Genomic DNA, 12,932 nt, shown 5'->3' on the forward strand with positions numbered 1-12,932 from the left:
GGGCGCGGGCACTGGACCCGGCACCGTGGCTGGCATGACCACCACCCCGACGACCACCGTGGAACACCAGGCCCACACCTGGCCCCGTTCCTTCCGCCTGCTCTACACGGCCGCCCTCATCGACGGCGTCGGCTTCCACATCGGCCAGTTGGCCGTGCCTGTTCTGGCGGTGTCGCTGCTGGCGGCCAGCCCCGGTCAGGTGGGGCTGCTCGGTGCGTTGAGCACCGCCGCGTTCCTGCTGATCGGTCTGCCGGCCGGGGTCTGGGTCGACCGGCTGCCGCGCCGCGCCGTCCTGGTCACCGCCGATCTCACCCGGGCGGCGTTGGTGGCATCGGTGCCGGCGGCGTGGTGGGCCGGCTGGTTGAGCATCCCGCAGCTCTACGTTGTGGTGCTGCTGACCGGCGTCGGCACCGTCTTCGCCGACGTCTCCGCACAGAGCTATCTGCCGGAGCTGGTCGGCAGGGGCCGGCTGGTAGCAGCGAACTCACTGCTGATGAGCACCAACGCGACCATGCAGATCGTCGGACGAGGGCTTGGCGGGCTCGTCGTACAGGTGCTCACGGCGCCGATCGCGATCGTGCTGGACGCGGTGACCTTCGTGGTCTCCGGGCTGCTCCTGGCCTGGATCCGCGCCGAAGCACCGCACAGACGCCCACCACGGGCAAAGGGTAGTTTCGTCCGGCAGCTCGGCGCCGGCATCCGGCACGTGACCGGCAATCCCCTGCTCCGCCCGCTCGCCGTCTCGACCGCGAGCATCAACCTGACCATGCAACTGACCACCACCATGCTGCCAGTGGTGTTCCTACGCGAGCTCGGGCTGGGCGCCGCCGCCCTCGGCCTCTTCCTCGGCGTGGGCGGGATCGGCGCCCTGCTCGGCGCGGTGACCGCTCGCCCGCTCGCCGAGCGGATCGGACACGGTCGCGCGCTCTGGCTGCCCGGTCTGCTCGTCGCGCCGCTCGGCGGGCTGGTCCCGCTGATCGATACCGGGCCGATGCTCTGGGTGGCGGCGTTCGGCTGGCTGGCGCTGGCCTGGCGGACGGGAGTGGGCAACGTGATCGGGGTCAGCCTGCGCCAGGGCGCCACCTCGGACGCGCTGCTCGGGCGGATGAACGCCACCTTCCGGTTCCTGCTCACCGGGGCGCTCACGATCGGCGCGATGCTCGCCGGCGTGCTCGGCCAGTACGTGGACGTCCGCACCACGCTGGTGGTCGGCGCGGTCGCCAACGCGTTGACGTGGCTTCCGGTGTTCTGCTCCCCGCTGCGCACGCTGAACCGTCCGCCCACGGCCGACTGACCCCCACACGCTGTTACATGGCCGTTACGCCCCGGCGAAGCAGCGGTGGCGCACCGGCGTGACGGTGGCAGCAGAGGGTCACCGGCAGCGCCGCCGCAACGTGGCCCCGTACAGCGAACGGAGAAACCACCATGAGGAGCAGGAGCGCACTGACCGCGCTGACAGCGTTGGCGGTCGTACTCGCCGGGCTGGTCGCCGGCGCGGGCAACAGCAGCGCGGCGGGCAGCAGCAGCGCCGCGGGGACCATGACCGGGTCGCCCTACTGCGGGATCACCTGGGGCAGCGCGGAGAAGTCGGCCGGTGCGCTGAGCAGCGCCCCGCTTGTCGACGTACGGACCGGCCGGCAGGACTGCTACGACCGGGTGGTGTTCGAGTTCGCCGGCCCGGTCGACGGTTACTCGGTCGGCTACGGCGAGACCTGGACCGAGGGCGAAGGCCTGGCGCTGTCGCCGTACACGGCCGGGGGCGCGCTGCTGCGGGTCTCGCTGCGGGCCCCCGCGTACGACGACGCCCACCAGGGCACCGTGCCGTACGCGGTCGGTGCGCACGTCGCGAACCTGCTGCGCTACCCGACGCTGCGCGATGTCGTCTTCGGCGGCAGCTTCGAGGGATACAGCACCTTCGCGGTCGGCGTACGGGCTCGGTTGCCGTTCCGCACGTTCGTGCTGGCCGGACCCGGCACCCACAGCCGGATCGTGCTCGACGTGGCTCACCAGTGGCAGGAGTGACACCACGTCCCGGGTGTGCCTGGCCGGACGGTTGACTGCCGTCCGGCCAGGCGAGCCTCAGCTGTCGGCGCTCTGCTGGGCCTGGTCAGGTGCCTCTTGCACCGTCTCGTCGGTCAGGTGCCAGACCTCTCGCATCGGGGCCCACCAGTCCCCCGATCCGGGCTCGGCGACCGACTCCTGACACGGGTCGGTCAGCTTCCACCACTCCTGTGTCTGCGGGTCCGCGGCGATGAGCCGCAGGTCGGCGTCGTAGTCCTCGCCCACGTACTCGTAGTAGCCGAAGAGGAGGTCGTCGTGCAGGAAGATCGTGTAGTTGCGGAAGTTCGCCTCGCGCAGCGTCTTCTCGACGCTCGGCCAGACTTCGGCGTGTAACCGCAGATAGGTTTCCCGCTGCTCCGGGCGGAGTCGGATCACGCAGCCATGACGTTGCACGTCGTGCCCTTTCGTGTGAGCTGGTTCAGGGGTGCCAAGGACACTCGACCGTAGCTGTTGGACGGTGCTGGGCAGAGGGGCCGGCTGGCCGCCGATACCGACCATTTCGCCAGGACTGCGCACGGCGACTGCGGGTCTACCCTCAGGTGATGGAGGGCCGCCTGCTGGTGGTCGAGGACGATGCCTCCATCCGGGAGGTCACCGCCCTCGGTCTGCGCCGCGCCGGCTTCCGGGTCGACACCGCCGTCGACGGGCGGCAGGCCCTGGCGGCGTGGAGATCCCACCCGGTCGATCTGATCGTCCTCGACGTCATGCTGCCCGGTCTGGACGGCCTGGAGGTCTGCCGGGAGATCCGGCGCACCAGTCAGGTGCCGATCCTGATGCTGACCGCGCGCGCCGACACGATCGACGTGGTGGTGGGGCTGGAGTGCGGCGCGGACGACTACCTGCGCAAGCCCTTCGACCTGCCGGAGCTGGTGGCTCGGGTCCGCTCCGTACTGCGCAGGGTGAACGCGCCGGCCGCGTCGAAGATCATCGAGATCGGCGACCTGGAGATCGACCCGGGCAGCTTCGTGGCCCGCCTACGCGGCCGGGAGGTGGCGCTGACCTCCACCGAGTTCCGCCTGTTGCTGGAGCTGGCCCGCCGACCCGGCCAGGTATTCACCCGGGAGCTGCTGCTGGACCTGGTCTGGAACCACAGCTTCCTGGGCGACTCCCGACTTGTCGACGTGGCGGTGCAGCGGCTGCGCGCCAAGATCGAAGACGATCCGGCGCAGCCACGGCTGGTCCGTACCGTGCGCGGCGCCGGCTACAAGTTGTCCCCGGGCTGACGGGAGGGTCGGCGATGGCCGGACGCACGGTGACCACGGGCCGCCTGCGGCGCCGGCTGACGATCGCGTTCGTCCTGGTCGCCGGGGTCTCGGCCGGGCTGCTCGCCGGCGGGACCGGGCTGCTGCTGCAACGGTCCTGGTGGGACGCGTCACTGCACGAGGCCGCCGCCGACGCCCGTTACCAACTCGTCCTCGCCGGACAGTTCCTACCCCTCACCGAGAAACGCAGCACGGAGCTGCTCACCAGCTTCGAGGCCAGCGGCCGGCACGTGGTGCTCGTCGACGGCCCGAGCCGCCCGTCGCACCCCGCGTACGCCCCGGTGCTGGGCGCCCGGATGCGGGCCACGGTCGCGGACGGTCAGCTCGGCTACCAGCGCTCCGGGCCGGCGGAACGTCCTCGGCTGCTGGTCGTCGGCGGGCGCATTCCCGGATCGACCGCCGAGCTGTACGTGCTCACCGTGGAGGACGACGTTGCCACCGACCTGGGCCAGCTGCGCACCGCGCTGGTGGCCGGCTGGTTCCTCGTGGTGCTGCTCGCTGCCGGAGTCGGTCACGCGCTGGCCCGCCGCACGTTGGAGCCGGTGGGTCGAGCCAGCCGGGCCGCCCGGGCGATCACGGAGGGCCTGCTCGCCACCCGCCTGCCGGTGCGTGGGCACGACGAGTTCAGCGTCTGGGCGGCCTCGTTCAACGACATGGCCGAGGCACTGGAGGCGAAGATCGGGGCGCTGTCAGCCGCGCAGGCCCGCGAGGTGCGGTTCACCGCCGACGTCGCGCACGAGCTGCGTACCCCGGTGACCGCGTTGGTGGCCGCGGCGTCGCTGCTGCGCGAGCACCTCGACCAGTTGCCCGACGACGCCCGGCTGGCCGCCCGCTTGCTGGTCGGCGACGTGGTCCGGCTGCGCCGGCTGGTCGAGGACCTGATGGAGATCTCCCGGCTGGACGCCGGCCGGGAGCAGCCGGCCGTCGGGCCCGTCGACGCGGCGGCGCTGCTGCACGGGATCGTCGCCACGCGCGGCTGGTCGGAGCGGGTGCTGGTCAGCGGCGGTCCGGTCACGCTGCGCACCGACCCGCGTCGGCTGGAGCGCGTGCTGGCCAACCTGGTCACCAACGCGATCGAGCATGGCGGCGGAGAGATCCGGGCCACCGTGACCCGTTCAGGCCCGCTGGTCGTCTTCGAGGTCAGCGACCAGGGGTCGGGTATCCCGGCGGACCACCTGCCCCGCGTGTTCGACCGGTTCCACAAGGTCGACCCGTCCCGCTCGGCACCGGGCAGTGGCCTCGGGCTGGCCATCGCGTGGGAACACACCGCCCTGCTGGGCGGGGTGCTGAGCGTCCGCAGCGAACCGGGCGCCGGCACCCGATTCCTCCTGAAGCTGCCGGCGCATGGCCCCGCCGAACCACCGAGCGACGGCGACGGCGACGGCGAGCAGCGGGACACCGGCGCCGGCCGGACGGCGGGCGGTGCGAGGTGAACCGGCGAAGTGTTGCCCGTGCGATCGCGCCGGTGCTCGTCGCCGCGCTGCTCATGAGCGGGTGTGGCGGCCCGCGCTCCGGTGCGCTCGGCCCAGCACCCACGACCGCGCCGTCGAGCGCCGCACCGTCGAGCGCCGCACCGTCGAGCGCCACGCCGTCGAGCGCCACGCCGGCCGAACGTCCGGATCCGACCTCCACGCCGCCGTCGGATCCACCCCGGGCTGCCGCGACAACCCCGCCAGCACCGGCCAGCACCACCAACCGAGACACCGTGACCATCGAGCTGTGGTTCGTTCGCGCCGGGCAGCTCGTACCGACCAGGCGGGCTCGGCCGGCCACCGTGGCGACGTCCCGGCTGGCGCTGACCGAGCTGGCCGCCGGACCCACGCCGGCGGAGGCCGCCACCGGGCTGACCACCCTCGTCTCGGCCGGCGTGGAGGTCACCCGGATCACCGACGGCCTGGCGACGCTGCGGGTCCCGCCCGCCGACGACCCGGCGCAGCGACGGCTGCGCGAGGCTCAGGTGGTGTGGACGCTCACCCAGTTCCCCACCGTGCGTCAGGTCCGGGTCGACGACGACGCCCCGGTCGACCGGACGGACTACGCGGACCTGCTGCCGCCAATCGTGGTCACCGGCCCGCTCCCCGATGACCGGGTCGTGACCCCACTCACCGTCACCGGCACCGCCGACGTGTTCGAGGCCACGGTGAGCGTCCGGGTGCTGGACGCCGCCGGCCGGGAGGTGGCCACCGGATTCGGCACCGCCAGTTGCGGCAGCGGCTGCCGGGGTGGCTACCGGGTGGTGGTCGGCTGGCGCACGGCCCGGGAGCAGAAAGGCACGGTCGAGGTGTACGAGGTGTCCGCCCGCGACGGCACGCGGATCAACACGATGGCCGTGCCAGTGACCCTCGCGCCCGGCGGTTGACCACCAGGTTCACCTGACGGTCCCCCGCTGGAAACGCAATCGTTTCGTTGACTCATTGCGACGCAACTCACGAAAACCTGCACGTTCACATAACCGCGAACTAGTGTCAGTACGACATCGTTTCGCGGGGGGTTCGGGGATGCTGGGTGGTCAGCAGGTGGGCGCGGGTGCCGGGGTTCCGGCAGCCCGGGTGCCACGCTGCACCGACAGCGACCTGTTCGCCGTGGTCACCGACCTGCTGCGCGAGGTCGGCTTCGACCGGATGACCATCGACGCCGTCGCCGGCCGCGCCCACGTCAGTAAGGCCACCATCTACCGGCGCTGGGACGGCAAGGCCGAGTTGGTCGTCGCCGCCCTGCGCGACCGGCACGTGGACGTGCACAACCCGCCCGACACCGGCTCCCTGCGCGGCGACCTGATCGAGCTGCTGCGCGCCACAGCCGCGATCTGCACGGCCGACTGCGACCTGATGCAAGCGCTGACCTTCGCCATGCGGACCAACCCCGAGTTGGAACGCCTGGTGCGCCGCCAGGTGCTGCCGGCCGGACGGGTGGCCAGCACCGCCATCCTGGTCCGTGCCGCCGCCCGGGGGGAGATCCCGCCGGAGGCCGGCGAACGGGATCTGTTCCACGATCTGGCGCCCGCGCTCACCATGTCCCGCATCGTCGCGCACGGGCTACCCGCCGACGACGCGTTCCTCATCCAGGTCGTCGACCAAGTGCTGATCCCGGTACTCCGCTACCAGCCAGACAGCCCGTCTCAGGCCTGATTCACCGACATTCGACATTCGCAACACGGAAGGCTTCACCATGCCCGGAACTACCTCGACCGCACCCGGCGCACCCGGCGCCGGGACGTCGACAGGCGCGCCGCACCCGCAGCGCTGGATCGCGCTGGCGGTCATCGCGGTCTCGCAGCTGATGGTCGTCCTGGACGCCACCATCGTGAACATCGCGCTGCCGAAGGCCCAGGTCGACCTGGGCATCACCGACGCGAACCGGCAGTGGGTCATCACCGCCTACACGCTGGCGTTCGGCGGCCTGCTGCTGCTCGGCGGCCGCATCGCCGACTACTGGGGGCGCAAGCGCACCTTCATCGTCGGCATGACCGGCTTCGCGCTCGCCTCCGCGCTGGGTGGCCTCGCCACCACCGGTGGGACGCTCTTCGCCGCCCGCGCACTGCAGGGTGCCTTCGGCGCGCTGCTCGCCCCGGCCGCGCTGGCCCTGCTCACCGTCCTGTTCACCGAGGCCACCGAGCGGGCCAAGGCCTTCGCGGTGTACGGCGCGATCGCCGGCGGTGGGTCGGCTGTCGGTCTGCTGCTCGGCGGGGTGCTCACCGAGTACGCCAACTGGCGCTGGTGCCTGCTGGTCAACATCCCGGTCGCCGCCATCGCCATCGCCTTCGCGCTCCCGCTGGTGCCGGAGAGCCGGGCACACGGCAACACCCGCTACGACGTACCCGGTGCGATCGTGGTGACCGCCGGTCTGGTCTCCCTGGTGTACGGCTTCACCAAGGCCGCCGAGGACGGCTGGGACGCCGCCGCGACGCTCGGTTTCATCGCCGCTGGCGTGCTGCTGCTCGCCGCCTTCGTGGTGATCGAGCTTCGCTCCAACCACCCGCTGCTGCCGCTGCGGATCATCCTGGACCGCAACCGGGGTGGGGCGTACCTCACGTCCACGCTGATCGGCGCCGGCCTCTTCGGGGCGTTCCTCTTCCTGACCTTCTACTTCCAGGTCGTGTTGCAGTACAAGCCGCTGGAGGCCGGGCTGGCGTCGCTGCCGGTCACCGCCGGTGTGCTGATCGCCGCGGGTGGCGCCAGCCAGTTGATGCCGCGGTTGGGTGCCAAGCCGCTGATGGTCGCCGGTGCGGCGCTCGCCGCCGTGGGCATGCTGGTGTTGACCCAGATCGACGTGGACACCTCGTTCCTCACCCACCTGCTGCCCGCCCAGGTCATCCTGGGCCTGGGTCTGGGCTTCACCTTCGTGCCGCTGTCCAGCCTCGCCCTGGTGGGAGTGCCCGAGCACGACGCCGGCGCGGCCAGCGCCACTCTCAACGCCACCCAGCAGATCGGCGGCTCCCTGGGCACCGCGCTGCTGAACACCCTCTACACCAGCGCGGTCGCCGCGTACCTGGTCGGCCGGGCGCCGAACCCGGTCAACCAGGTCGAGGCGCTGGTGCACGGTTACCGCGTGGCGTTCGCCTGGGGTGCGGTGTTGATCGTGTTCGCCGGACTGGCCACCCTGGTCCTGGTGAAGGTGCGCAAGGAGGACATCCCCACCGGCAACGCCGTGCACATGGGCTGAGCTGACCGACGCGGCCGCCGGCCGGACCGCCCCGAACCTGGGGTTGGCCGGCCGGCGGCCGCTTCCGGTAACGTCCCGATCATCGTCGAAAGTCCGTTTGAGGAGATCCATGTCGACCCCTGCTGACCAGATCATCACAGCTCTGCGCGCGGGCCACGAGGAGCTCGCCGCGCTCGTGCGGGACCTCAAGGAAGACGACCTGCTCCGGCCGTCGGGGGCCAGCGAGTGGCAGGTGTCCCAGGTGCTGAGCCACCTGGGCAGCGGTGCCGAGATCAACCTGGCGTCGCTGGACGCCGCCCGCACCGGCGCGCCCGGCCCGGACGGGGACTTCAACCGCAGCGTCTGGCAACGCTGGGACGCGATGTCCCCGGCCGAGCACGCCGCCGGCTTCCTCGCCGCGAACGAGCGGCTGGTCGAGGCGTACGAGTCGTTGGACGCCGAGACCCGGGCCTCGCTGCGGATCGACCTCGGGTTCCTGCCGGAACCGGTCGACGTGGCCACTGCGGGCCGGTTCCGGCTCAGCGAGTTCGCCCTGCACCAGTGGGACGCCGAGGTGGCGTTCAACCCGTTCGCGGCGGTGACGCCGGAGGCGGTGTCGCTGCTGCTCGACCAGGTCGGCGGCATGCTGGGCTGGACCAGCCGGCCGCAGGAGCTGGCCGGCCGGGAGGCCACCCTGCTGGTTACGCTGCACGCGCCCGAGCGGTCGTACGGGCTGCGGCTGGGCGAGAAGATCGAGCTGGTCGACGCGCCGGAGCAGGCCGACGGTGAGCTGACCGCACCCGCCGAGGCGTGGCTGCGGCTGGCGGCCGGCCGGCTCGGGCCCGCGTACACCCCGGAGGGGGTGCGGGTGACCGGCCCGCTGAGCCTGGACGACCTGCGCCGGGTCTTCGCCGGCTTCTGAGCCCTCGGCAGTGATCGACTCCATATCGCCGACCTGGGGGTATCCCAGCGCGGGGAAACCGCAATCTCGGCGATATGGAGTCGACCAAGCGGCGGGGCCGCGCGATCACGCGGGCCGGTCAGCCCGGCCCGCGCGGCACGTCAGCCCTTCACACAGACCACCTGCTTGAGGTGTGCGACCACCTCGACCAGGTCCTCCTGCTGGGCCATCACCTCGGTGATGTCCTTGTACGCGCCGGGGATCTCGTCGACCACCCCGGCGTCCTTGCGGCACTCCACCCCTGCGGTCTGCGTGGCCAGGTCCGCCGTGCTGAACGTCCGCTTGGCCTGCGCCCGTGACATCCGCCGTCCGGCCCCGTGCGAGGCCGAGCAGTACGCGTCCGGGTTGCCCCGTCCCCGCACGATGTACGACCCGGTGCCCATCGACCCGGGGATGATGCCCAGGTCACCCCGGCCGGCCCGGATCGCGCCCTTGCGGGTGACCAGCACGTCCACCCCGTCGTAGGTCTCCTCGGAGACGTAGTTGTGGTGGCAGGAGATCGGCTCGTCGTAGCCGACCTGCGGGAAGTGCTCGCGCACCACGCCGCAGAGCAGGGCCAGCATGACCGCCCGGTTGCGCCGCGCGTACTCCTGCGCCCACCACAGGTCCCGCCGGTAGGCGTCCATCTCCGGTGTGCCGGTGAGGAACACCGCCAGGTCCCGGTCCGGCAGGTCGGTGTTGTGCGGCAGCTTCCTGGCCACCCCGATGTGCCGCTCGGCCAGCTCCTTGCCGATGTTGCGGGACCCGGAGTGCAGCATCAGCCACACCCGGCCCTCGTCGGCACCACCCTGCTCCAGGCAGACCTCGATGAAGTGGTTGCCCCCGCCGAGGGTGCCGATCTGCCGCTGCGCCCGCGTCTCCAGCTGCGCCACCCGCCGGTCCAGGCCGGCGAACCGCCCCCAGAAGTCGTCCCAGCCGGCCTGCTCCAGGCCACGGATCCGACGGGTGTCGACCGAGTCCTGCCGCTGGGCGAAGCCGACCGGGATGGTGGCCTCGATCGCGGAGCGCAGCCCGGCCAGGTCGTCCGGCAGATCGGCGGCGGTCAGCGAGGTGCGTACCGCCGACATCCCGCAGCCGATGTCGACACCGACCGCCGCCGGCGAGACGGCCTGCCGCATCGCGATCACCGAGCCGACCGTGGCGCCCTTGCCGAAGTGCACGTCGGGCATGACCGCGACGCCCTGCACCCAGGGCAGCGCGCCGATGTTGCGCAGCTGCCGGGCGGCCTGCGGCTCGATGGCGTACGGGTCGGTCCATACCCGGACCGGCGCACGGGTCCCGGCGAGAGGGGTGAATCCCATCGTGGTCTCCTCAAGTCGTGCCTCGCCACCGACGGACGGTGACCGTTAATGATCATTCGCTGTTCGATCGGAGTTCGGTGGCGGTACGCGGATACGAAACGGCCGCCCGATCCCCGTGGGATGGGCGGCCGGCGGACGCGTCAGCGTCGGCGTCAGTCGCGCCATCTGGGCCCGAAGCCCCGCAATGGGCGGCAGGCACGGGTTTTGACGTTGGTGAGCACAGGGGCACCGGCGGAGGGCAGGCGCCAGGCGGCGTCGGTGCGGACGCGTCGCGGCACGGCGTACTCCCTCCGGGTGTGATCGGTTGACCTTGCATCGACGAGAGTAGGAGAGCCGCAGCGCGTCCGCAATGGATATTGCCTACCGGCCGCCGACCCGGCGGGCCACCGCCAGCAGATACTCCTTGCGATCCAGCGGATTGTTGTCCCAGCGGGCCCGGGTGGGGGCGGGACCTCGCACCGGGCGGTAGCTGTCGAACTCGGTCTCCAGCACGCCCTCGCCCCGGGTCAGCGCGGGCAGGCGACGTTCCAGCGCGTGCACCAGGCCCGCCGGGATCTCGCCCCGCACCAGGTACGACGCGCCCTGCCCGGTGGTGTCGGTCGGCACGGCGTCCAGCCGGGTCAGCGCGGGCAGCAGCGTGCCGAGGACGTCACCGGGCACCTCCAGCCGGAAGCGGTGCACCGGCTCGTGGACCCGCGTGCCGGCACGGGAGAGCGCGGCCATCAGCACCAACGGGGTGAGATTGCGGAAGTCCCCCGCCGTGCTGGACATGCTCTTGTCGAAGCTGCCGTGCGAATGGCTCTGCCGCGCCCAGTAACCGGCGTGGGTCATCGTCACCTCGCAGTCGGGGACCTCCCACCCGTGCAGGCCCTGGCGCAGGGTTCGGCGCACGGATTCCTCCACGGCGGCGAAGAAGGCCGGTGGCATCGATCCCAGCTCGACGCCGAGCTGGAAGCTCACCCCGGCGCCGGTCGGCGCCGGCGCGATCCGCAGCCCGACGGTGGCCAGGAACGGGTTGGGTGCCACCGCGATCACCTCAACCGCCCCGCCGACGCCGCATACCCGCTCCACGTGCACCGTGCTGGTTTCCCGGAACGTCACCCCCACGCCGAAGTCGTCGGCCAGGGTGGCCTGGATGACCTCCTTCTGCACCTCGCCGTAGAGCGACACGCTGATCTCGTGCTGCCGGTCGTCCTGCCGCAGGTTGATCAGCGGGTCCTGCTCGGCGAGCTGACTCAGCGCGGCGTGCAGCGCGACCCGGTCCACCGGGCGCGCCGGCACCACCACGGTCTCCAGCGTGGGTGGCGCGAAGTGGCGGTCCGCGCCGGCACGTTCCGGCGGTACGCCGACCGGGTCGCCGATCCGGGCGTCCGTCAGACCCCACAACCGGGCGATGTGGCCGGCGTCGACCGACGGAGCCACGACGTCGGCCCCGTCGGTGACGACTCGTATCGCCGTGACCAGCGCGGCGTCGGCCGCGCCGACGCGGAGCCGGTCACGGACCCGGATCGTGCCGGCGAAGAGCCGGACCAGGGCGATCTTCTCCCCTGCCGGGCCCCGCTCGATGGCGAACACGGTGCCGGACACCGGGGCGTCGACGTCACCCTGGACGGTGGGCAACAGTTCGGTGATCCCGGCGATCAACGTGTCCACCCCGGCGCCGGTGATCGCTGAGCCGGCGAACACGGGCTGCACCAGCGCCCGGGCGGTCCGCGTCGCCAACGCACGGCGCAGTCGCGAGTACGGCAGCGCCGACGTGTCCGCCACCCAGTCGGCGAGCAGCATGTCGTCCTGTCCCGCGAGCAGATCGAGTAGCCGGTCGGTGAAGGCGACGTCGGCGGGACCGTATGGTGCGCAGTGGGCGCCCCGGGTCCCGGGTGCCGTCACCGAACCCATCGCCACCACGGACAAAGTGAGCTTCTCCGCGACGGCCCGTACGACCCGCTCGGGGTCCGCCCCGGCCCGGTCGACCTTGTTGATGAAGATCAGCGTCGGGATGCGCAGCCTGCGCAGGGTCCGCATCAGCACCCGGGTCTGCGGCTGCACCCCCTCCACGGCGGAGATCACCAGCACCGCGCCGTCGAGCACGCCAAGCACCCGCTCGACCTCGGCGATGAAATCCGGGTGGCCGGGCGTGTCGATCAGGTTGACGGTCACGTCGTCCAGCACGAAGGAGACGACAGCCGAGCGGATGGTGATCCCTCGTTGCCGCTCCAGTGCCAGGGAGTCCGTACGGGTGCTGCCCGCGTCGACACTGCCGAGCTGGTCGGTCACACCGACGTCGTGCAGCAGCCGCTCGGTCAGGCTGGTCTTACCGGCATCGACGTGAGCCAGGATGCCGAGGTTCAGGGTTTTCACGCAGCGTCAGGTCCTTCAGGTAGGCGACAGATCCCTTCTGGTCGGACATCGACGCAGCGCGCATTGTTGCTCCCTGGAGGTTGGTGGCGGTTTCGGGTAGTTCAACAGGCCGTCGCGGGTGGGGCAACCGATTAACCGGCACGCCTGTTCACCGCCTGTCCGGCTGTGCGACGTCGTGCGCTCACCTGACACGGCTAGAGTCGCGCGGGCACTTTTCCGCCCCTGTTCAGGGAGAACCACCATCACCGCCACCTGGCCGCTGCACCGCGCCGGCACCGTCGCCACCCCACCGGCCCTCCCTCGGGCGGACGCGGATCGGGAGACGACCGACACCCGGTCGTACCGGTC

Annotated in this window: 11 protein-coding genes; 8 read left to right on the forward strand and 3 right to left on the reverse strand. The window is 71.8% G+C overall.

All coding sequences use genetic code 11. The annotated features are described in order from the left end of the window. Nucleotides 1-34 precede the first annotated feature (34 nt). Together ACLQ28_RS29905 and ACLQ28_RS29910 are read left to right on the forward strand one after the other, a co-directional pair. Nucleotides 35-1,294 (forward strand): MFS transporter, encoded by a 1,260-nt coding sequence (locus ACLQ28_RS29905; RefSeq protein WP_425689605.1) that lies wholly within the window; start codon nt 35-37, stop codon nt 1,292-1,294. 131 nt (nt 1,295-1,425) lie between these two features. Then, entirely contained in the window at nt 1,426-2,022 is a 597-nt protein-coding gene (locus tag ACLQ28_RS29910; RefSeq protein WP_425689606.1) for an AMIN-like domain-containing (lipo)protein, read from the forward strand. Nucleotides 2,023-2,079: 57 nt separating this feature from the next. On the opposite strand, the gene ACLQ28_RS29915 is transcribed toward ACLQ28_RS29910, so the two are convergent. Beyond that, a complete protein-coding gene (locus ACLQ28_RS29915) occupies nt 2,080-2,436 on the reverse strand; it encodes an L-rhamnose mutarotase (RefSeq protein WP_425689607.1) in 357 nt (118 codons plus the stop codon). A gap of 167 nt (nt 2,437-2,603) precedes the next feature. Between ACLQ28_RS29915 and ACLQ28_RS29920 the strand changes: the two genes are divergently transcribed. The 6 genes from ACLQ28_RS29920 (at nt 2,604) to ACLQ28_RS29945 (ending at nt 8,886) form a co-directional block, all read left to right on the forward strand. After that, nucleotides 2,604-3,284: a response regulator gene (locus ACLQ28_RS29920; protein WP_425689608.1), complete on the forward strand. Its 681-nt coding sequence runs from the start codon at nt 2,604-2,606 to the stop codon at nt 3,282-3,284. A 14-nt stretch (nt 3,285-3,298) separates the two neighbouring features. After that, on the forward strand, nt 3,299-4,756 hold the full coding sequence (locus ACLQ28_RS29925; RefSeq protein ID WP_425689609.1) for an ATP-binding protein: 1,458 nt from the start codon (nt 3,299-3,301) through the stop codon (nt 4,754-4,756). After that, a complete protein-coding gene (locus ACLQ28_RS29930; RefSeq protein WP_425689610.1) occupies nt 4,753-5,682 on the forward strand; it encodes a Gmad2 immunoglobulin-like domain-containing protein in 930 nt (309 codons plus the stop codon). The genes ACLQ28_RS29925 and ACLQ28_RS29930 overlap by 4 nt, the downstream gene beginning before the upstream one ends. A 139-nt stretch (nt 5,683-5,821) precedes the next feature. Next, nucleotides 5,822-6,451 (forward strand): TetR/AcrR family transcriptional regulator, encoded by a 630-nt coding sequence (locus ACLQ28_RS29935; protein WP_425689611.1) that lies wholly within the window; start codon nt 5,822-5,824, stop codon nt 6,449-6,451. 40 nt (nt 6,452-6,491) lie between these two features. After that, the gene (locus ACLQ28_RS29940; protein WP_425689612.1) at nt 6,492-7,985 is read left to right on the forward strand and encodes an MFS transporter; all 1,494 of its coding nucleotides are present in this window, start codon (nt 6,492-6,494) and stop codon (nt 7,983-7,985) included. A 109-nt stretch (nt 7,986-8,094) separates the two neighbouring features. Then, complete coding sequence (locus ACLQ28_RS29945; RefSeq protein ID WP_425689613.1) at nt 8,095-8,886, forward strand: maleylpyruvate isomerase family mycothiol-dependent enzyme; 792 nt, start codon at nt 8,095-8,097, stop codon at nt 8,884-8,886. Nucleotides 8,887-9,026: 140 nt separating this feature from the next. Here ACLQ28_RS29945 and ACLQ28_RS29950 read toward each other — a convergent pair whose 3' ends face one another. Together ACLQ28_RS29950 and ACLQ28_RS29955 are read right to left on the reverse strand one after the other, a co-directional pair. Then, complete coding sequence (locus tag ACLQ28_RS29950) at nt 9,027-10,226, reverse strand: RtcB family protein (RefSeq protein ID WP_425689614.1); 1,200 nt, start codon at nt 10,224-10,226, stop codon at nt 9,027-9,029. A gap of 360 nt (nt 10,227-10,586) precedes the next feature. Then, nucleotides 10,587-12,584: a GTP-binding protein gene (locus ACLQ28_RS29955; protein ID WP_425689615.1), complete on the reverse strand. Its 1,998-nt coding sequence runs from the start codon at nt 12,582-12,584 to the stop codon at nt 10,587-10,589. Nucleotides 12,585-12,932: the final 348 nt, after the last annotated feature.

The sequence above is a fragment of the Micromonospora sp. DT201 genome, assembly GCF_049841575.1.
GTDB lineage: Bacteria > Actinomycetota > Actinomycetes > Mycobacteriales > Micromonosporaceae > Micromonospora.